Source organism: Burkholderia paludis, from assembly GCF_000732615.1.
GTDB lineage: Bacteria > Pseudomonadota > Gammaproteobacteria > Burkholderiales > Burkholderiaceae > Burkholderia > Burkholderia paludis.
In genome coordinates this window covers 17,483-36,950 of sequence record NZ_JPGL01000071.1, presented here as the reverse complement: position 1 = coordinate 36,950, position 19,468 = coordinate 17,483, and the positions used below count along the sequence as shown (strand labels likewise).

Annotated in this window: 16 protein-coding genes and 1 other RNA gene; 9 read left to right on the top strand and 8 right to left on the bottom strand. The window is 66.7% G+C overall.

Annotated features, from left to right (window positions below):
* The first annotated feature begins 4 nt into the window (after positions 1-4).
* The gene (locus GQ56_RS0132780; protein ID WP_031402679.1) at positions 5-1,651 is read left to right on the top strand and encodes an FAD-dependent monooxygenase; all 1,647 of its coding nucleotides are present in this window, start codon (positions 5-7) and stop codon (positions 1,649-1,651) included.
* An 8-nt stretch (positions 1,652-1,659) separates the two neighbouring features.
* Here the strand turns inward: GQ56_RS0132780 and GQ56_RS0132775 are convergent, their stop codons facing one another.
* From GQ56_RS0132775 to GQ56_RS0132760, 4 genes are read right to left on the bottom strand one after another with little or no spacing between them, the layout of a single operon-like run.
* Positions 1,660-1,911 carry a formate dehydrogenase subunit delta gene (locus GQ56_RS0132775; protein WP_031402678.1) on the bottom strand — a complete coding sequence of 84 codons (252 nt, stop codon included), beginning with the start codon at positions 1,909-1,911 and terminating at the stop codon, positions 1,660-1,662.
* Positions 1,912-1,918: 7 nt separating this feature from the next.
* A complete protein-coding gene (fdhF, locus tag GQ56_RS0132770; protein ID WP_031402677.1) occupies positions 1,919-4,864 on the bottom strand; it encodes a formate dehydrogenase subunit alpha in 2,946 nt (981 codons plus the stop codon).
* A 17-nt stretch (positions 4,865-4,881) separates the two neighbouring features.
* Positions 4,882-6,459 carry a formate dehydrogenase beta subunit gene (locus GQ56_RS0132765; protein WP_031402676.1) on the bottom strand — a complete coding sequence of 526 codons (1,578 nt, stop codon included), beginning with the start codon at positions 6,457-6,459 and terminating at the stop codon, positions 4,882-4,884.
* Complete coding sequence (locus GQ56_RS0132760) at positions 6,456-6,956, bottom strand: NAD(P)H-dependent oxidoreductase subunit E (protein ID WP_031402675.1); 501 nt, start codon at positions 6,954-6,956, stop codon at positions 6,456-6,458. Before GQ56_RS0132760 ends, GQ56_RS0132765 begins: the two co-directional genes overlap by 4 nt.
* Before the next feature lie 131 nt (positions 6,957-7,087).
* Here GQ56_RS0132760 and GQ56_RS0132755 point away from each other — a divergent pair, with 131 nt between their 5' ends.
* The 3 genes from GQ56_RS0132755 (at position 7,088) to GQ56_RS0132745 (ending at position 9,263) form a co-directional block, all read left to right on the top strand.
* Positions 7,088-8,194 (top strand): substrate-binding domain-containing protein, encoded by a 1,107-nt coding sequence (locus tag GQ56_RS0132755; protein WP_031402674.1) that lies wholly within the window; start codon positions 7,088-7,090, stop codon positions 8,192-8,194.
* A gap of 101 nt (positions 8,195-8,295) precedes the next feature.
* Positions 8,296-8,565, top strand: a complete 270-nt coding sequence (locus GQ56_RS0132750) for a hypothetical protein (RefSeq protein ID WP_031402673.1) — start codon at positions 8,296-8,298, stop codon at positions 8,563-8,565.
* A 344-nt stretch (positions 8,566-8,909) separates the two neighbouring features.
* On the top strand, positions 8,910-9,263 hold the full coding sequence (locus GQ56_RS0132745; protein ID WP_031402672.1) for a DUF4148 domain-containing protein: 354 nt from the start codon (positions 8,910-8,912) through the stop codon (positions 9,261-9,263).
* A gap of 268 nt (positions 9,264-9,531) precedes the next feature.
* Here the strand turns inward: GQ56_RS0132745 and ssrA are convergent.
* The 4 genes from ssrA to ompA form a co-directional block, all read right to left on the bottom strand.
* Positions 9,532-9,901: a transfer-messenger RNA gene (gene ssrA, locus GQ56_RS40420) on the bottom strand.
* Positions 9,902-9,918: 17 nt separating this feature from the next.
* The gene (gene gph, locus GQ56_RS0132740) at positions 9,919-10,635 is read right to left on the bottom strand and encodes a phosphoglycolate phosphatase (RefSeq protein WP_031402671.1); all 717 of its coding nucleotides are present in this window, start codon (positions 10,633-10,635) and stop codon (positions 9,919-9,921) included.
* 13 nt (positions 10,636-10,648) lie between these two features.
* Positions 10,649-11,347, bottom strand: a complete 699-nt coding sequence (gene ubiG / locus GQ56_RS0132735; protein WP_031402670.1) for a bifunctional 2-polyprenyl-6-hydroxyphenol methylase/3-demethylubiquinol 3-O-methyltransferase UbiG — start codon at positions 11,345-11,347, stop codon at positions 10,649-10,651.
* A 154-nt stretch (positions 11,348-11,501) separates the two neighbouring features.
* A complete protein-coding gene (ompA, locus tag GQ56_RS0132730) occupies positions 11,502-12,173 on the bottom strand; it encodes an outer membrane protein OmpA (protein WP_031402669.1) in 672 nt (223 codons plus the stop codon).
* Between the two features lie 537 nt (positions 12,174-12,710).
* Between ompA and gyrA the strand changes: the two genes are divergently transcribed.
* The 5 genes from gyrA (at position 12,711) to GQ56_RS0132705 (ending at position 19,465) form a co-directional block, all read left to right on the top strand.
* On the top strand, positions 12,711-15,314 hold the full coding sequence (gyrA, locus tag GQ56_RS0132725) for a DNA gyrase subunit A (RefSeq protein WP_031402668.1): 2,604 nt from the start codon (positions 12,711-12,713) through the stop codon (positions 15,312-15,314).
* Between the two features lie 83 nt (positions 15,315-15,397).
* Positions 15,398-15,997, top strand: a complete 600-nt coding sequence (locus GQ56_RS0132720) for a DUF2059 domain-containing protein (RefSeq protein WP_011351329.1) — start codon at positions 15,398-15,400, stop codon at positions 15,995-15,997.
* Between the two features lie 156 nt (positions 15,998-16,153).
* Positions 16,154-17,236 carry a 3-phosphoserine/phosphohydroxythreonine transaminase gene (gene serC, locus GQ56_RS0132715; protein WP_031402667.1) on the top strand — a complete coding sequence of 361 codons (1,083 nt, stop codon included), beginning with the start codon at positions 16,154-16,156 and terminating at the stop codon, positions 17,234-17,236.
* 33 nt (positions 17,237-17,269) lie between these two features.
* On the top strand, positions 17,270-18,352 hold the full coding sequence (gene pheA, locus GQ56_RS0132710; RefSeq protein WP_031402666.1) for a prephenate dehydratase: 1,083 nt from the start codon (positions 17,270-17,272) through the stop codon (positions 18,350-18,352).
* Positions 18,353-18,538: 186 nt separating this feature from the next.
* Positions 18,539-19,465: a prephenate dehydrogenase gene (locus GQ56_RS0132705; RefSeq protein WP_031402665.1), complete on the top strand. Its 927-nt coding sequence runs from the start codon at positions 18,539-18,541 to the stop codon at positions 19,463-19,465.
* The last annotated feature ends 3 nt before the right edge of the window (positions 19,466-19,468 follow it).

Here is a 19,468-nt window from a genome sequence, read left to right as displayed (position 1 = left end):
TCTCATGGCTGACACACTGCCCGATATCCCGCCCGTGCTGATTGTCGGCGCGGGGCCGACCGGTCTTGCCGCGGCGATGAGCCTCGCGCGTGCCCGCGTGCCGGTGCGCATCATCGACCGGCTGGCCGCGCCCGCGCCGTATTCGCGTGCGATCGGCATCCAGGCGCGCACGCTCGAACTGCTGGAGCAGCATCGTGCGGTCGAGCCGTTCCTCGCGCTCGGCCATCGAGCGCATGCGGCCGCGCTGCATGCCGACGGCCGCGTGATCGCGCGGCTCGATTTCGATCCGCTGCAAACGCGCTATCCCTATCTGCTGTTTCTCGACCAGAGCATCACCGAGCGCCTGCTCGCCGAACACCTCGCCGGGCTCGGCGTGAGCGTCGAGCGTGGCGCGACGCTCACCGCGTGCGAGGCGGGCGGTGCATCGCTCGACGTCTCGATCCGTTCCGCCGACGGCCGGGACGAATCGTTCGCGCCGTCGTACCTGGTCGCCGCCGACGGCGCGCACAGCACGGTCAGGCACCTGCTTGGCCTCGGTTTCGCCGGGCACGCATTCGAGCAGACCTTCCTGCTTGCCGATTTCTCCGCGATCCCCGACTGGCCGGACGAAGAGATCCACCTGTTCACGACGCCCGAAGGCATGGCCGGCGTGTTCCCGATGGGGGGCGGCCGTTACCGGCTCGTCGCCGATCGCCCGCCCGGCAGCGACGCGTCGCCCGATGCGCCGACGCCGTCGCTCGCGGAGTGCGACGCCATCGTGCGTGCCCGTGCCGGCGCGTCGATCTCGCCGAGCGATCTCACTTGGTCGGCCTATTTCCGCCTGCACAGCAGGATGGTCGACCGGCTGCGTCACGGCCGCGTGTTCTTCGCGGGCGACGCCGCGCACGTCCACAGCCCGGCCGGCGCGCAGGGCATGAACACCGGCATCCAGGAGGCGTTCAATCTCGGCTGGAAGCTCGCGCGCGTGCTCGGTGCGGGCACGCCCGAGCGGCTGCTCGACACGTATCACGCGGAGCGTCATCCGATCGAGCGCGACGTGTTGCGGCAGACCGGTTTCGTCACGCAGATCGTCGAAGCCGAGCGCGGCGCGATGAAGCTGCTGCGCGATCATGTCGTGCCGCTGCTGGCGTCGTTCGGGCCGATGCGCGACGCGGTCCGGCGCACGGTCAGCGAACTCGGCGTGCAGTACCGGAAGAGTCCACTCACGCTGGATCGCGTGCTCGACGGCGGGCCGCGCGCCGGCGAGCGTGCGCCCGACGCACTGCTGCATGTGCTCGACGGGCCGCTCGGCCGGGCGCCCGGAACGGCGCGGTTATACGACCTTCACGATCCGGCGAGCTTCACGCTGCTGCTGCTGGAGGAGCCGCCGGATGCCGATGCCGGCGACGTGCCGCCGATGGCGGCGGACGCGCGGGAACTCGTGCAGGGGCTCGAACGGATCATGCCGGATGCGGTGCGCACCTGGCGCGTCACCGATGCCGCAGGCAACGGCGACGCCGGGCTTGCACAGGAATACGGCCGTTCGCGGCCGTCGTTTTATCTGCTGCGGCCCGACGGATATGTCGCCGTGCGCGGGCGCACGGCGACCGACGCGAACGCGCTGCTGCGCCACTGCGAAGGCTGGTTCGCGGGCCGGTCGCGGTCCGCGTAGCGGCGCGCTCAGGCGTTCGTCGCGGCGGGGGCGAGCGATTTGCCGTGCACGGCGATCGCGTCGCGCAGGATCGGCGCCGCGCGCTGCGCGGCTTCGCACGACGGATCGTCGAGCGCGGCGAGGAGCGCGCGGCGCATCCGCGGCTCCCAGAAGCGCCGGATATGGTCGGCAATGCCGGCCAGCGCTTCGTCGCGGTCGGGCATCGATTCGAAGAATGCGCCGATCTGGTTGGCCATGTCGATCAGGTGTCCGTTGTCCATCGCGTCCTCACTTGCCGGTCGTCGCGGCAGCGGCCGCACGGCGCTCGTGCAGGTCGAGCTGTTCGGCGTTGAAGCGCGCATACGCACGCTGCCAATCGGACGGTTGCGCGACCGGCAGCACCTGCACGGCCGTCACCTTGTACTCGGGGCAGTTCGTCGCCCAGTCGGAGCTGTCCGTCGTGATCACGTTCGCGCCCGATTCGGGGAAGTGGAACGTCGTGTACACGACGCCGGGCTGCATGCGCTCGGTCACGAGCGCGCGCAGTACCGTCTGTCCCGCGCGGGATTCGATGCCGACCCAGTCTCCGCTGCGGATGCCGCGATCCTGTGCATCGTGAGGATGGATCTCGAGGCGATCCTCTTCATGCCAGCGGACGTTCTCGGTGCGGCGCGTCTGCGCGCCGACGTTGTACTGCGACAGGATGCGGCCGGTCGTCAGGATCAGCGGATAGCGCGGCGTGACCTTCTCCGGCGATGCGATGAACTGCGTGATCACGAACCGGCCCTTGCCGCGCACGAAGCCGTCGATATGCATCGTCGGCGTGCCTTCCGGCGCGTGCTCGTTGCACGGCCACTGGATGCTGCCGAGCGCATCGAGCTTCGCGTACGACACGCCCGAGAAGGTCGGCGTGAGCCGGGCGATCTCGTCCATGATTTCCGATGGATGCGCGTAGTCCATCTCGTAGCCGAGCGCACGCGACAGCATCAGCGTGACTTCCCAGTCCGCGTAGCCGGCGAGCGGCGGCATGACCTTGCGCACGCGCGAGATGCGGCGTTCCGCGTTCGTGAACGTGCCGTCCTTTTCGAGGAACGACGAGCCGGGCAGCAGCACGTGCGCGTATTTCGCCGTCTCGTTCAGGAAGATGTCCTGAACGACGATGCACTCCATCGCCGACAACGCGGCCGCGACGTGCTGCGTGTTCGGATCCGACTGGACGATGTCCTCGCCCTGGCAGTAGAGACCCTTGAAGCTGCCGTCGAGCGCCGCATCGAACATGTTCGGAATGCGCAGGCCGGGTTCCGGCTGCAGTTTTGCCGACCATGCATCCTCGAACAGTGCACGCACGCCTGCGTCGCCGATGTGACGGTAGCCGGGCAGTTCGTGCGGGAACGAACCCATGTCGCACGAGCCCTGCACGTTGTTCTGGCCGCGCAGCGGATTGACGCCGACGCCTTCGCGGCCGACGTTGCCGGTCGCCATCGCGAGGTTCGCGATGCCCATCACCGTCGTCGAGCCCTGCGCGTGCTCGGTCACGCCCAGGCCGTAGTAGATCGCCGCGTTGCCGCCCGTTGCATAGAGGCGCGCGGCGGAGCGCACCAGCCCGGCCGGTACGCCCGTCACGTGTTCGGTCGCCTCGGGCGAATTGTCGGCGCGCGACACGAAGTCGCGCCATTGCTCGAACGCGCGTGTCTCGCAGCGTTCGGCGACGAATTCCTGCGCGACGAGCCCCTCGGTGACGATCACGTGCGCGAGCGCGTTGACGATCGCGACGTTGGTGCCGGGGCGCAACTGCAGGTGGTGCGTGGCCTTCACGTGCGGGCCGTCGACGACGTCGATGCGGCGCGGGTCGATCACGATCAGCTTCGCGCCTTCGCGCACGCGTCGCTTCAGCCGCGAGCCGAACACCGGGTGGCCGTCGGTCGGGTTCGCCCCCATCACGACGATCACGTCGGCCTGGCCGACCGATGCGAAGGTCTGCGTGCCGGCCGATTCGCCGAGGGTCGTCTTCAGGCCGTAGCCGGTCGGCGAATGGCATACGCGTGCGCAGGTGTCGACGTTGTTGTTGCCGAACGCGGCGCGCACCAGCTTCTGCACGAGGTAGGTTTCCTCGTTCGTGCAGCGCGACGACGTGATGCCGCCGATCGAATCGCGGCCGTACTTCTGCTGCAGCTTGCGGAACTGCGTTGCCGCGTAGGTCAGCGCTTCGTCCCAGCTGACTTCGCGCCACGGGTCGGTGATCTTCTCGCGGATCATCGGCTTCGTGATGCGGTCCTTGTGCGTCGCATAGCCCCATGCGAAGCGTCCCTTCACGCACGCATGACCTTCGTTCGCGAGGCCGTTCTTGTGCGGCGTCATGCGTACGACCTGCGTGCCCTTCATCTCGGCCTCGAACGAGCAGCCGACGCCGCAATACGCGCAGGTCGTGACGACCGAGTGTTCGGCCTGACCGAGCCGGACGACCGATTTCTCCTGCAGCGTGGCGGTCGGACATGCCGCGACACAGGCGCCGCACGACACGCATTCCGACGCCATGAACGATTCGCTCTCACCCGCGGCGACGCGCGAGGCGAAGCCGCGCGAGGCGATCGTCAGCGCGAACGTGCCTTGCGTTTCCTCGCAGGCGCGCACGCAGCGGTTGCAGACGATGCATTTCGACGGATCGTACGTGAAGTACGGATTCGACTCGTCCTTCTTGTCCTGCAGATGGTTCGCGCCGTCGAAGCCGTAACGCACTTCACGCAGGCCGACGACGCCCGCCATGTCCTGCAGTTCGCAATCGCCGTTCGCCGGGCAGGTGAGGCAGTCGAGCGGATGGTCGGAGATGTACAGCTCCATCACGTTGCGACGCAGCGACTGCAGCCGGTCGGACTGCGTGCGCACCTTCATGCCCGCTTCGGCCGGCGTCGTGCACGATGCCGGATAGCCGCGCCGGCCTTCGATCTCGACGAGGCACAGCCGGCACGAGCCGAACGGCTCGAGCGAATCGGTCGCGCAGAGCTTCGGCACGTTGACGCCGGCTTCGATCGCCGCGCGCATCACCGACGTGCCGGCCGGCACCGTCACCGGCCGGCCGTCGATGTCGAGCGTGACGTCGGTATCGGCATGCCGTTGCGGCGTGCCGTAGTCGGTATCGTCGAGCGGATCGCGGGCACGCGCCTGGGCGGCGCTCTTGCACGCGCATTGGCCCGAGCCGCAGCCGCCTTGGCGGACGTTGTTCGTGTCGAGGGACATGCAGGGCTCCTTCTGGGTCAGGCCGCAGTCTTGACCGGGCCCGACGCGGCATGCTGGCCGGCGGCGAGCCCGAAATCTTCGGGGAAATGGTCGAGCGCGGACAGCACCGGATAAGGCGTCATTCCGCCCATCGCGCACAGCGAACCGGCCAGCATCGTGTCGCACAGGTCGCGCAGCAGCGTGACCTGTCGCTCGGACGTGTCGCCGTGGCGGATGCGAGCGATCGTCTCGACGCCGCGCGTCGAGCCGATCCGGCACGGCGTGCACTTGCCGCACGATTCGATCGCGCAGAACTTCATCGCATATTCGGCCAGCTCGGCGAGGTTCGACGTGTCGTCGTGCAGCACGATGCCGCCGTGGCCGACTACCGCGCCGATCGCCGCATACGCTTCGTAGTCGAGCGGGATGTCCCACTGGTGATCGGGCAGATAGGTGCCGAGCGGGCCGCCGACCTGCGCGGCGCGGGCGGGCCGGCCGCTCGCGGTGCCGCCGCCGAAGTCGAACAGCAGCGTGCGCAGCGTGACGCCGAACGCGAGTTCGACGAGGCCGCCGTGGCGAATGTTGCCCGCGAGCTGGAACGGCAGCGTGCCGCGCGAGCGGCCCATCCCGTAGTCGCGATAGAACGCGGCGCCGCGCGCGAAGATCACGGGCGCCGTCGCGAGCGTGATGACGTTGTTGATGACGGTCGGCTGGCCGAACAGGCCGGCGAGCGCGGGCAGTGGCGGTTTCGCGCGCACGACGCCGCGCTTGCCCTCGAGCGATTCGAGCAGCGCCGTTTCCTCGCCGCATACGTACGCGCCCGCGCCTTTCGCGACATGCAACTCGAACGCATGCGCGGAGCCGAGCACGTGTTCGCCGAGCCAGCCGGCGGCGCGCGCGCGGACGATCGCGGCTTCGAGCGTGGCGATGGCGTGCGGATATTCGCTGCGCACGTAGATGTAGCCGACCGTCGCGCCTGTCGAGATGCCCGCGATGATCATCCCCTCGATCAGGCAGTACGGATCGCATTCCATGAGCAGGCGGTCGGAAAACGTGCCCGAATCGCCTTCGTCGGCATTGCAGACGATGTATTTCTGCGCGGCGGACGCATGCCGGACCGTGCGCCACTTGATGCCGGCCGGGAACGCCGCGCCGCCGCGCCCGCGCAGCCCCGACTCGATCAGCGTTTCGCACGCGGCATCGCCGTCCAGTGCCAGCGCCTGCTTCAGGCCGGCAAGGCCCTCGTGTTGCAGGTAGTCGTCGATCGACAGCGGATCGGTCAGGCCGATGCGCGCGAACGTGAGACGTTGCTGGCGCGCGAGATAGGGCAGCGCGTCGACGAGGCCGACCCCGCTCGGATGTGCGCCGCCGTCGAGCCAGTTCGCATCGAACAGGGCCGGCACGTCGGCGGCCGACAGGTTCGCATAGCCGATTCGGCCGGCGGCCGTGCCGATCTCGACGAGCGGTTCGAGCCATAGCAGCCCGCGCGAACCGTTGCGCACCAGCTCGACGGCGATGCCGCGCCGTTCGGCTTCCGCCGCGATCGCGGCGGCCAGTGCGTCGGCGCCGAGTGCGAGGGCGGACGAATCGCGGGGAACGTAGATGCGGGTCGTCATGCGGCCTCCGGGGTGCGGGCGACGGCGTCGGCCAGCAGCGCGTCGAATGTCTCCGGCGTGACCTTCGCATGCAGCACGTCGTTGATCGTCAGCGACGGCGACTGCGCGCACAGCCCGAGGCAATAGACCGATTCGAGCGCGACGTCGCCGGGCGCGTGCGTGTCGGCGCCGTCGCCGTGCGCCGCGTCGAACCGGCAGCCGGTGCGGGCTTCCGCATGGGCGGCCAGCGCCTCGCAGCCCATGCTGCGGCACGCTTCGGCGCGGCACATCCGGATCGTGACCCGTGCGGGTGGCGCGGTACGGAAGTGATGGTAGTAGGTCAGCACGCCGTGCACTTCCGCGCGCGACAGGTTCAACGCCCTGGCGAGCGGGGCGACGCAGCCCGGCGGCACGTAGCCCGCGTCGTCCTGGATCGCGTGCAGAATCGCCACGAGCGACCGTCCGGCGCGCGCATGGCGCTCGACGAGCGCGTCGGGCGCATGGGAATTCGGGGACATCGGTTGTGCTCCTCCAAAGTCTCATATGCGCTGGCAATTCATATAGTGCGCATCGTGGCTTTGTTTTGATTGATTTTGACCAACGATAAGCGGAAGATCTGGCGGTCGCAATAGGAAATCGGAGTGCATAATTGATTCGCATCGAATGCGACGCGTATCTGACCGTGCGCGACACGGAAGGCCGCACGGCGAGCCTGTCCGACGTCGCGCCGTTGCTGGAACTCGTGGCCGACACGGGCAGCATTGCACAGGCCGCGCAAGCGAAAGGGCTGTCCTACCGGCATGCATGGGGCATGCTGCGTGCGCTCGAGGCGTGTATCGGCGGCGAGCTGATCGAAACCGCGCGGGGCAAGGGGTCGACGCTGTCGGCACTCGGGCAGGCGGTCGTCGATGCGCAGCGCCTCGCGCGTGACCGGCTCGACGGGAACCTGCGCACGCTGGCGGCCGAAGTGGCGAGCGATCTGAACCGGCGGCTTGCGCGGCGCGACGGCGCCGTGCGCATTCACGCGTCGCACGGCTATGCGGTTGCGACGCTCGTTTCCGCGCTCGTCGATGCGCAGGCGGCCGTCGACATCAAGTATCGCGAGAGCGTCGAGGCCGTGCAGGCCCTTGCCCGTGGCGAATGCGACCTGGCCGGCTTCCATCTGCCGCGCGGCGCGTTTCGCGCGCAGTGCGCGCAGATCTACCGGCCGTGGCTCGACGACACGCGCCACGTGCTGATCCACCTGACGCGCCGTCAGCAGGGGCTGTTCGTGCCGCGCGGCAACCCGAAGCAGGTACGCGGGCTCGCGGATCTCGCGCGCAGCGACATCCGTTTCGTCAATCGCCAGCCGGGGTCCGGCACGCGCATGCTGCTCGATCTCGCGCTGCGTGCGATCGGCATCGACCCCGAGCGCATCGACGGCTATGCGTCGGCCGAGCTCACGCATTCGGCGATCGCGGCGTTCGTCGCGAGCGGAATGGCCGATCTCGGCTTCGGCGTCGAGCCGGCCGCCCATCATTTCGGGCTCGATTTCATCCCGGTCGTCGACGAGGACTATTACTTCGCGTGCGAACGCGCGCGGCTCGACGCACGGCCGCTGGCTGCCGTGCTCGCGCTGTTGCGCGACCCGCGCTTCGTCGAGCGCGTCGCCCATCTGGACGGCTATGACCCGGGCGCATGCGGAACGCTCACGAGCGTCGCGACAGGCCTGGCCGGTGGCGACGGCGCGGGCGTGCCCGGCGGCAATTCCCGGTAACCGGGACACGATTGACCCGCAATGCAGCAGCGAGGGTTTTGCGCTACGCTTGCCGCTTGATCAACGTTTCGACAGGTACGCCGTTCAAGCGTCATCCCGCCATGAAATTTTCCGTTCCCCTCGCCGCGGCAGCGTTGACCGCGGGGCTACTGGCCGCTGTTTCGCCGTTTGCGTTCGCGCAGAATTCCCCCGGTGTCCCCGGCGGCATCCTGAGCGATCAGTTTCGCCTGAACGAGCATCCGCAGATGCCGTTCGCCGCGTCGGCGCCGTCGCAGAAATACCAGAGCGGCAAGAAGTCGGCGTTGCGCCGCAAGGGCGACATGGGCGATCCGAACGGCTGCAACCTGAAGTGCCCGATGGACAGCCAGTAACGCCGTGCCGGTTCGACGGGCCGATGCGGACCCGTTCTGGCCTGACCGACTGACCTGCGGCGCGGAAGGCGCCGCACACGATCCCGCGCCGTTCGAGCCCCGCGAAGCGTTGCCGCTTCGCGGGGCTTTTGCTTTCATGCGAGCCGCGTGCGGTCCGGTCCGGGACGATGCTCGTACGGGCTCGTCACCGGCCGGACGGATGGTCTAGGGTTAACCCGTAAATCAGGAAGAATGCCTTCCAGAAACCTGCCTTATTCTTAAGCACCCGCCTACATAAACTTCGGGTTGTCAGCGCTGAACAAGGTGTTCACCGCAAACACAGACAAATCTGGAGGTAGGTCATCATGAAGTCGCTCGTTCAAGCCGTCGTTGTTGCTGCTGCCCTTGTTGCCCCGGTCGTGTCGTTCGCCCAGTCGGGTTCGACGATCACCCGCGCACAGGTTCGTGCCGAACTGGTTCAACTGCAGCAGGCCGGTTACAACTCCGCTCGCGGTGAAGATCCGCACTATCCGGAAGCGATCCAGGCGGCAACTGCCCGTGTCGCGGAGCAGCAGCGTGCCGCGCTGGCGCAGTCGCAAGGTGCCGATGTCAGCGGGTACGGCGCACAGGTGCAGGGTGCGTCGGCGTCGGGTTCACGTGCAATGGGCGTGCGTCCGGCCAGCGCCGAAGAAATGAAGTCGCTGTATCGCGGCAGCTAAACCGCGCTCCGCCCGGCATGCGGGAGCACCGGGTGCGACGAAGCGTCGCGCCGGGCTTGCGCGCCGGGCCGGCCGCCGCCCGGTGCGATCGATGAATGCGCGGGCGCGGCAGAACACCTGAACCTCCTGTCGCCGGTACGCCGGTGGCATTCCGCCCGGCCCGCCCGTGGCTGGGCGCTTTTTCGGAAGGAGAGGGGCGTGGTATCGACGGCAACAAAAAACCCCGCAGACTTGCGTCATGCGGGGTTCGTGCGGCTAGCGCGGAATTTGGTGGAGGCGGCGGGAATCGAACCCGCGTCCAGAAGCGCTCCACGACTAGTTCTACATGTTTAGTTCGGTCTTTTGATTTAACCGCAGCGACGCGGACGAACACGCTGCACTACGGCGATTCGCTAGATTTTCGACCCTGGCGTCGCGACGCCGACAGGGCTTAACTGACGTAAATGACCTCTGGCGGTATTGCTACCGGTCTTGCGACACTAGCCCGTCAGTGAACTAGGCAGAGGACGGCGGCCCTTAGGCTGCCAGTGCGAACGTATCGTCGTTTGCAGTTACGATTTTCCCATTGATTAACGAGGTGACGGGTCCTCGACATGCCCTAGCCGCTTCACAACCCCTGTCGAAACCAGGTCGCCCCCGCGGATAAGATCGATCATTATAGCCCAACATCGCGCAGCAGGTCGCGTAGTTGCTGCGTCGTGTCGACCAGATGCTGGGCTTGCCAGTCGGCCGGCGCGGCGCCGTCGCCGCAGTAGCCGTAAGCGGCCGCAACCGTTGCCATGCCGGCAGCGCTGCCGGCCTGAATGTCGCGCAGGTCGTCGCCGACGTAGACGATACGCGCGGGCGCGAGCGTCAGCTGCCCGGCTGCATGCAGCAGCGGGGCCGGATGCGGCTTCGGATGCGGCGTCGTATCGCCCCCGACGACGCAGGCAGCGCGCGGCGCGAGGCCGAGCAGACCGACGAGCGGCGCCGTGAGTCGCATCGCCTTGTTCGTGACGATGCCCCAGCGTACGCCGCGCGCATCGAGTTCGTCGAGCACGTCGCCGATGCCGGGGAACAGCGTCGTATGCACGCACAGATCCGACGCATAGTTGGCCAGGAACTCGTCGCGCATCGCTTCATAGCCGGGCGTGTGCGGATCGATGCCGAACGCGCCGCCGAGCAGGCCGCGCGCGCCGGCCGAGGCCAGCGGGCGCAGCACGTCGAGCGGTGTCTCGGGCAGATCGCGCACGCGCTGCATCTTGTTGACGGCCGCCGCGAGATCGGGCGCCGTGTCGGCGAGCGTGCCGTCCAGATCGAACAGCACGGCATCGCAGTGCAGCAGGCGCGGTTCGTCGAGTACGGCCCGCGCGGTCGAGAGGGGAGTCGTCATGCCGGTCTGAGGGTCACGCGCCGCGGCGGCACGCGACGAGATAGTTGATGTCGGTGTCGTTCGACAGCGCGAAGCGCTTGCCGATCGGGTGATACGTGATGCCCTTGATCTCCACCACGTGCAGATCTGTCGCGCGCACGAAGCCGGCCAGTTCCGACGGGCGGATGAAGCGCGCGTAGTCGTGCGTGCCCTTCGGCAGCATTTGCGCGATGTACTCCGCGCCGATGACCGCGAACAGATACGACTTCAGGTTGCGGTTCAGGGTCGAGAAGAACACCCAGCCGCCCGGCTTCACGAGCGTCGCGCAGGCGGATACGACCCCGGCGGGCGACGGCACGTGCTCGAGCATTTCCATGCACGTGACGACATCGTAGCTGCCCGGTTCGCGCGCGGCGATCGCTTCGGCGGCGATCGCCTCGTAGTCCACCGAGATGCCGCTTTCGAGGCTGTGCAGATCCGCGACGCCGAGCGCCTCGGTCGACAGGTCGATGCCCTTCACCTGGGCGCCGAGTCCGGCCATCGATTCGGACAGGATGCCGCCGCCGCACCCGATATCGAGCGCGCGCTTGCCGGCCAGATGCGCATGCGCGTCGATCCAGCCGAGCCGGACCGGGTTCAGGTCGTGCAGCGGCTTGAATTCGGCATTCGGATCCCACCACCGATGGGCGAGGTCGCTGAATTTCTGGAGTTCGTGCGGATCGGCGTTGGTCATGTCGGCAAGCGGGCTACGGGAGGAGGGCGGTGCTGCGTTTCGTCAGCCCCGAGTATATAAGAAGCGGACGAGCGGTGAAGCGGCGTGCGCCCGGACGGGCGTCAAAGAAAAAGCCCCGCCGGAGCGGGGCTTTGAAGCAGTCGAAAACCGCGGCTTAGTTTGCCGGAACGGTCGTCTTCTGGACTTCTTGCGTACCAACCACTTCGACTTCCACGCGGCGGTCCGGTGCGAGGCACGCGATGAGTTGCTTGCGGTTCTTCTGGTTGCAGCCCGTCGTAACCGGGTTGCGCTTGCCCTTGCCTTCCGTGTAGATCTTGTTGGCCGGCACACCCTTGCTGACCAGGTAGGACTTGACGGCTTGCGCACGGCGCAGCGACAGACGGTCGTTGTACTTGTCCGAACCGATGCGGTCCGTGTAGCCCGTTGCGACGACCACTTCCGTGTTCATGCCTTCGATCTTCGCAGCCAGTTCGTCCAGCTTTTGCTTGCCCAGCGGCTTGAGCGTTGCCTTGTCGAAGTCGAACAGTGCGTCAGCTTGATACGTGATCTTCTGGCTCGAGATCACCGGAGCGACCTGAGGAGCGACCGGCGGCTGCGGTGCCTGGGCGACCAGTGCGCCATCGCACTTTGCGTTGGCGGTGGCCGGCGTCCAGAAGGCATCACGCCAGCAGAGCTCGTTCGTACCGTTCATCCACACCCATTCGCCCGTGCCGTTCACCCAGTTGTCATTGACGGCTTGACGCGATGCCGGGACCGACTGTGCCGAAGCGGATGCAGCCATAACTGCGGTAGCTGCAATGAACGCGAGCTTTGAAAGTTTATTCATATTTCTCCTCTCGAAATTGAGATTACCGCAGGTTTACTGCGAGCTTGTTGACGGTGACAAGTCATACATTGCTCGAAGTATAACATTGGTGCGGCACAAAAAACGCGGCACCGCTCTGTGTAGACTTCGAGCAGCGTCTAACTTTCAGTGCGTTGGCATTTTGCCATATCGTTCCCCTCCTACGAAAAAAAATCCTCCCCACCCTAAGATCGCTTCAACTTTGTGGTGCATGCGCAACACCGGCCTGCCGTAACTTTCAGAGATTGTCAAGAGTGGGGTGGCGAAATTGCGCGAATGAGCCTGGCCGTTTACTTGTGCGTGCGAAACGGCTGGGGAATTTCCTGCGACGCCGGGTCGCAGGGGAATCGGGGTGCGCGATTCCGCGGGTTCGGCGCCGCCGCAATTTTTGCTGTTTACATATAGAGGGGGCGGCGAATTGGCGGTGGATGGGCGCATGTTAGAATCTCGCGTTGCGTTGCGCATGCAGCGCCCACGCGAAAGGCGTTCGCCGTCTTCGCTCCGAAACGATACGGATACATGGATCAATTCGCCAAAGAGACCCTGCCCACCTCCCTAGAGGAGGAAATGCGCCGTTCGTATCTCGATTACGCGATGAGCGTGATCGTCGGACGTGCCCTCCCGGATGTCCGCGATGGCCTGAAACCCGTGCACCGGCGCGTGTTGTTCGCGATGCACGAACTGAACAACGACTGGAACCGTGCGTACAAGAAGTCGGCGCGTATCGTCGGCGACGTGATCGGTAAGTATCACCCTCACGGCGATACCGCGGTCTACGACACGATCGTGCGGATGGCGCAGGATTTCTCGCTGCGCTACATGCTGGTCGACGGGCAAGGCAACTTCGGCTCCATCGATGGCGACAATGCCGCCGCGATGCGTTACACCGAAATTCGCATGGCGAAGATCGGCCACGAGCTGCTCGCCGACATCGACAAGGAAACGGTCGATTTCGAGCCGAACTACGACGGCAACGAAACGCAGCCGTCGGTCCTGCCGTCGCGCATCCCGAACCTGCTGATCAACGGTTCGTCGGGCATTGCGGTCGGCATGGCGACCAACATCCCGCCGCACAACCTGAACGAAGTCGTCGACGCGTGCCAGCACCTGCTGGGCAACCCGGAAGCGACGATCGACGAGCTGATCGAGATCATCCCGGCGCCGGATTTCCCGACGGCCGGCATTATCTACGGCGTCGCCGGCGTGCGCGACGGCTACCGCACCGGGCGCGGGCGCGTCGTGATGCGTGCGGCCACGCACTTCGAGGAGATCGACCGCGGTCAGCGGATGGCGATCATCGTCGACGAGCTCCCGTACCAGGTGAACAAGCGCTCGCTGCTCGAGCGGATCGCCGAGCTGGTCAACGAGAAGAAGCTCGAGGGCATTTCCGACATCCGCGACGAGTCCGACAAGAGCGGCATGCGCGTCGTGATCGAGCTCAAGCGCGGCGAAGTGCCGGAAGTGGTGCTGAACAACCTGTACAAGGCGACCCAGCTCCAGGATACGTTCGGCATGAACATGGTCGCGCTCGTCGACGGCCAGCCGAAGCTGCTGAACCTGAAGGAAATCCTGCAGTGCTTCCTGTCGCACCGACGCGAAGTGCTGACGCGCCGCACGATCTACGAACTGCGCAAGGCCCGCGAACGCGGCCACGTGCTTGAAGGTCTCGCGGTCGCGCTCGCCAACATCGACGAGTTCATCGCGATCATCAAGGCCGCGCCGACGCCGCCGATCGCGAAGCAGGAGTTGATGGCGAAGTCGTGGGATTCGTCGCTCGTGCGCGAGATGCTGACGCGCGCCGAGGCCGAGAACGCGACGGCCGGCGGCGGCGCCGCGTATCGTCCGGAAGGCCTGAACCCCGCATTCGGGATGCAGGGCGACGGGCTGTACCGCCTGTCCGACACGCAGGCCCAGGAAATCCTGCAGATGCGCCTGCAGCGCCTGACCGGCCTCGAGCAGGACAAGATCATCGGTGAATACCGCGAAGTGATGGCGCAGATCGCCGACCTGCTGGACATCCTCGCGCGCCCCGAGCGGATCACGACGATGATCGGCGAGGAGCTGGCCACGGTGAAGGCCGAATTCGGCGACGCGCGCCGCTCGAAGATCGAGCTGAACGCGACCGAACTGAATACGGAAGACCTGATCACGCCGCAGGACATGGTCGTCACGATGTCGCACGCGGGCTACGTGAAGTCGCAGCCGCTGTCCGAGTACCGCGCGCAGAAGCGCGGCGGGCGCGGCAAGCAGGCGACGCAGATGAAGGAAGACGACTGGATCGAGACGCTGTTCATCGCGAACACGCACGACTACATCCTGTGCTTCTCGAACCGCGGCCGCGTGTACTGGGTCAAGGTCTACGAAGTGCCGCAGGGCTCGCGCAACTCGCGCGGCCGCCCGATCGTCAACATGTTCCCGCTGCAGGAAGGCGAGAAGATCAACGTCGTGCTGCCGGTCAAGGAATTCTCGGCCGACAAGTTCGTGTTCATGGCGACGTCGCTCGGCACCGTGAAGAAGACGCCGCTCGAGGCATTCAGCCGTCCGATGAAGAAGGGCATCATCGCGGTCGGTCTCGACGACGGCGATTTCCTGATCGGGGCGTCGATCACCGACGGCGCACACGACGTGATGCTGTTCTCCGACGCCGGCAAGGCCGTGCGCTTCGACGAGAACGACGTGCGTCCGATGGGCCGCGAGGCGCGCGGCGTGCGCGGCATGCAGCTCGAGGACGGGCAGCAGGTCATCGCGCTGCTGGTTGCCGGCAGCGAGGAGCAGACGGTGCTTACCGCGACCGAGAACGGTTACGGCAAGCGCACGCCGATCACCGAGTACACCCGCCACGGGCGCGGCACGAAGGGTATGATCGCGATCCAGACGTCCGAGCGCAACGGCAAGGTCGTGGCCGCGACGCTCGTGGATGCCGAGGATCAGATCATGCTGATCACGACGGCAGGCGTGTTGATACGCACCCGTGTATCGGAGATCCGCGAGATGGGACGGGCCACGCAAGGTGTTACACTCATCAGTCTCGATGAGGGTACCAAGCTCTCCGGCCTGCAGCAGATCGCGGAGGCGGAAGAGGGCGATGGCGAGGCCGACGAGGCGTCGGACGGCGAAGCCTGAAGAACGGATGAGACTCTGGCCGCCGCGGGCGAAAAGCGCCGCGGCCGGTGAGCAACCATTCAAATTTCCAAAAGGGAGTGATGATGCAAAAGCAATTCAAGCAACTGGTCCTGCTGGCTGCACTGGTGCCGACGTTCGCGATGGCGCAGGCGCTGTCGAATTCCGCACCTGCTGCGCCGGCGGCAGCTGCGCCGATCGACGCTGACAAGAAGGCGGCGATCAAGGATCTGCTCGACGCGATCGACGCGCCGAAGCTCGTGTCGGCAATCGGCAACAGCGCCGAAATGCAGGCCAAGCAACTCGTGCCGGCGATCCTGTCGGACGCGCTGTCGGAAAACAAGACGCTGAACGACAAGCAGAAGCAGGCTGCCGTTCCGACGCTGCAGAAGAACGCCGTGCCGAAGCTGGTCGACGGCGCGGGCAAGGTGTTCGGCACGCAGCAGTTCCAGAACGACGCGATGTCGGCTCAGTACGATGCGTACGCAAAGTACTACAGCACGTCGGAAATCAAGGATCTGACGACGTTCTACAAGAGCCCGACGGGCCGCAAGTTCATCCAGGTTCAGGATCAGGTCGGCCGCGACGTGGTCAACGGCCTGATGCAGAAGTACATGCCGCAAGCGATCCAGGCAACGCGTACGCAGGCTGACAAGGAAGTCGCAGCAGTCAAGCCGGGCAAGTAAAGCCGTCCGGGCACGCTCCCGGCCGTTCGGCCGGGTTTGGCGGGAGCCTGACGACAGTGCGATAATGGCCGTTTGCGCGCGAGCGCAAGCGGCCATTTCTTTTCTGGCGCGTTCCGCCGGCGGCAAGCCGGTCGCGTCCCTTCCGAGGTTTTCACGATGCGCGTCTTTAATTTCTCCGCCGGCCCCGCGGCGATGCCCGAGGAAGTGCTGCGGCAGGCCGCCGACGAGATGCTCGACTGGCACGGCAGCGGCATGAGCGTGATGGAGATGAGCCATCGCGGCAAGGAATTCATGTCGATCCACGAGGCTGCGCTGGCCGACCTGCGCGACCTGCTCGGCGTGCCGGCGAGCCACCGGATCCTGTTCCTGCAGGGCGGCGGTATCGCGGAAAACGCGATCGTGCCGATGAACCTGCTCGGCTCGCGCAAGACGGCCGACTTCGTCGTGACGGGCTCGTGGTCGCAGAAATCGTTCAACGAGGCGAAGCGGTACGGCACGCCGCATCTCGCCGCGACCGGCAAGACGGAAGACGGCTTCACGCGCGCGCCCGCGCGCGCCGAATGGCAGCTGTCGGACGATCCGGCCTACGTGCATCTGTGTACCAACGAGACGATCGACGGCGTCGAGACGTTCGAGATCCCCGATCTCGGCGACGTGCCGCTGGTCGCGGACGTCTCGTCGCACATCCTGTCGCGCCCGATGGACGTCGCGAAATACGGCGTGCTGTTCGGCGGCGCGCAGAAGAACATCGGGATGGCCGGCGTGACGCTCGTGATCGTGCGCGAGGACCTGCTCGATCGTGCGCTGTCGATCTGCCCGTCCGCGTTCGAATGGAAGACCATCGCCGAGAACAATTCGCTGTACAACACGCCGCCCACCTACGCGATCTACATCGCGGGCCTCGTGTTCCAGTGGCTGAAGCGGCAGGGCGGCCTCGAAGCGATCGAGGCACGCAATATCGAAAAGGCGAAGCTGCTCTACGACACGATCGATGCGAGCGGCTTTTATCTGAACAAGGTCGAGCCGGTAGCGCGTTCACGGATGAACGTGCCGTTTTTCCTGGCCGACGAAGCGCGCAACGAAGACTTCCTTGCCGGCGCAAAGGCGCGCGGGCTGCTGCAGCTGAAGGGCCACAAGTCCGTCGGCGGCATGCGGGCGTCGATCTACAACGCGGTGCCGCTCGAGGGCGTGAAAGCGCTCGTCGAGTACATGAAGGACTTCGAGCAGCGCGGCGCCTGACGGCGGCGCGGTTCAAACAGCACGGCAAAACGCATGGACGACGAACTGAATTCCCGCTTGAAACCGCTGCGCGATCGCATCGACGCGATCGACGCGCAACTGATCGCGCTCCTGAACCAGCGCGCCGCAGTGGCGCTGGAGGTGGGCGAGGTCAAGAAGCATTTCAACGCGCCGGTGTTCCGGCCCGAGCGCGAGTTGCAGGTGATCGCGCGGCTGCAGGACTTGAGCGCGGGGCCGCTCGCGAGCGAGCACATCAGCGCGATCTGGCGCGAGATCATGGCGGCGAGCCGCGCGCTCGAGCAGACGATCCACGTCGCGTTCCTCGGTCCGGTGGGCACGTATAGCGAGCAGGCGATGCTCGAATATTTCGGTCAGTCGATCGAAGGATTGCCGTGCCCGTCGATCGACGAAGTGTTCCGCTCGGTCGAGGCCGGCGCGTCGGCGTTCGGCATCGCGCCGGTCGAGAATTCGACCGAAGGTGCGGTGTCGCGCACGCTCGACCTGCTGCTGCAGACGCAACTGCTGATCAGCGGCGAGCTTGCGCTGCCCATCCATCACAACCTGCTCACGCAGGGCGGCTCGCTCGACGGCGTGAAGCGCGTCTGCGCGCATGCGCAGGCGCTTGCGCAATGCCAGCAGTGGCTCGCGGCGAATGCGCCGCAACTCGAGCGGCAGGCGGTGGCGAGCAACGCGGAGGCGGCGCGTCTCGCGGCGGCCGATCCGACCGTCGCGGCGATCGCGGGCGACCGCGCGGCCGCGCACTACGGCTTGCAGATCGCGTTCTCGCTGATCCAGGACGATCCGCACAACCGCACGCGCTTCGTGATCGTCGGCAAGCAGCCGGCCGGGCCGAGCGGCCACGACCAGACGTCCCTGATCGTGTCGGTGAAGAACGAACCGGGCGCCGTGTTCAAGCTGCTCGAGCCGCTGGCGCGGCACGGCGTGTCGATGACCCGCTTCGAGTCGCGTCCGGCGCGCATCGGCACGTGGGAGTACTACTTCTACATCGATATCGAAGGGCACCGGGACGATGCGGCGGTCGCGGCCGCGCTTGCGGAACTCGGCCAGAAGGCCGCGTTCCTGAAGATACTCGGTTCGTATCCGCGCGCACGCTGATGCGCGGCGGCCCGTCGCCTGCCCGTGCGGGCGGTGCGGCCGTGCGGGCAAGGCAGGCCGGTCGGTGCTGCCGGAGGCGGGTTCGGGCGGTATCCGGCGCAGGTTGCGCCGGGTGCGGGCCCGTTGCCCGAAATCTGGAATTCCGTGCGCGGGGTGTCGTTCCGCGCGCGTAACTTGGTTCTAGTCGTGTCAGGCTTTGCATTCAACAAACTGGTCATCCTCGGCGTCGGCCTGATCGGCGGATCGTTGGCCCGTGCGCTGCGCGAGCGCGCGCCGGGCGGTGCGGGCGAGATCGTCGGCGTGGGTCGTTCCCGTGCGTCCGTCGAGCGGGCGCTTGCGCTCGGCGTGATCGACCGCGTGGCGGCGCTCGACGACGACGCGCAATTGAGCGACGCGTTGGCCGGTGCCGATCTCGTGCTGCTGGCCGCCCCCGTCGCGCAGACGGGGCCGCTGCTCGCGCGCATCGCGCCGTGGCTCACCGATGCAACGATCGTCACCGACGCGGGCAGCACCAAGTCCGACGTCGTCGCGGCCGCGCGCGAAGCGCTCGGCGCGCGGATCGCACAGTTCGTGCCGGGTCATCCGATCGCCGGCCGCGAGTCGAGCGGCGTCGAGGCCGCGTTGCCGGATCTGTACGTCGGCCGCAACGTCGTGCTGTGCCCGTTGCCGGAGAACGCGCCCGAATCGGTCGCGCGGATCGAGGCGATGTGGCGCGCGACCGGCGCAGACGTGCGCACGATGAGCACCGAGCAGCACGATCGCGTGTTCGCGTCGATCAGCCATCTGCCGCATGTGCTGTCGTTCGCGCTCGTCGAACAGATCCTCGGCGAGGCCGACGCGGAACTGAAATTCTCGTACGCGGCGGGCGGCTTCCGCGATTTCACGCGCATCGCGGCGTCGAGCCCGGAAATGTGGCGCGACGTGTGCGTCGCGAACCGCGCGGCGCTGCTCGACGAACTCGACGGCTACACGCGCGTGCTCACGCGACTGCGCGCGGCGATCGACGCCGGCGACGGCGCGGCGCTCGAAGCCGTGTTCACGCGCTCGCGCACCGCGCGCAAGGCATGGCAGGAGCGCGGCGGCAAGCCCGCCGCCGAACCGGTCAAGAAATAACAG

What these genes read in the sequence shown, in the direction of transcription:
- ubiG (WP_031402670.1), bottom strand. Translation starts at nt 11,347, where the DNA reads ATGACCAACGCCGATCCGCACGAACTCCAGAAATTCAGCGACCTCGCC.
- GQ56_RS0132775 (WP_031402678.1), bottom strand. Translation starts at nt 1,911, where the DNA reads ATGGACAACGGACACCTGATCGACATGGCCAACCAGATCGGCGCATTC.
- gph (WP_031402671.1), bottom strand. Translation starts at nt 10,635, where the DNA reads ATGACGACTCCCCTCTCGACCGCGCGGGCCGTACTCGACGAACCGCGC.
- pheA (WP_031402666.1), top strand. Translation starts at nt 17,270, where the DNA reads ATGGACGACGAACTGAATTCCCGCTTGAAACCGCTGCGCGATCGCATC.
- ompA (WP_031402669.1), bottom strand. Translation starts at nt 12,173, where the DNA reads ATGAATAAACTTTCAAAGCTCGCGTTCATTGCAGCTACCGCAGTTATG.
- GQ56_RS0132745 (WP_031402672.1), top strand. Translation starts at nt 8,910, where the DNA reads ATGAAGTCGCTCGTTCAAGCCGTCGTTGTTGCTGCTGCCCTTGTTGCC.
- GQ56_RS0132780 (WP_031402679.1), top strand. Translation starts at nt 5, where the DNA reads ATGGCTGACACACTGCCCGATATCCCGCCCGTGCTGATTGTCGGCGCG.
- GQ56_RS0132720 (WP_011351329.1), top strand. Translation starts at nt 15,398, where the DNA reads ATGCAAAAGCAATTCAAGCAACTGGTCCTGCTGGCTGCACTGGTGCCG.
- GQ56_RS0132765 (WP_031402676.1), bottom strand. Translation starts at nt 6,459, where the DNA reads ATGACGACCCGCATCTACGTTCCCCGCGATTCGTCCGCCCTCGCACTC.
- GQ56_RS0132750 (WP_031402673.1), top strand. Translation starts at nt 8,296, where the DNA reads ATGAAATTTTCCGTTCCCCTCGCCGCGGCAGCGTTGACCGCGGGGCTA.
- GQ56_RS0132760 (WP_031402675.1), bottom strand. Translation starts at nt 6,956, where the DNA reads ATGTCCCCGAATTCCCATGCGCCCGACGCGCTCGTCGAGCGCCATGCG.
- serC (WP_031402667.1), top strand. Translation starts at nt 16,154, where the DNA reads ATGCGCGTCTTTAATTTCTCCGCCGGCCCCGCGGCGATGCCCGAGGAA.
- fdhF (WP_031402677.1), bottom strand. Translation starts at nt 4,864, where the DNA reads ATGTCCCTCGACACGAACAACGTCCGCCAAGGCGGCTGCGGCTCGGGC.
- gyrA (WP_031402668.1), top strand. Translation starts at nt 12,711, where the DNA reads ATGGATCAATTCGCCAAAGAGACCCTGCCCACCTCCCTAGAGGAGGAA.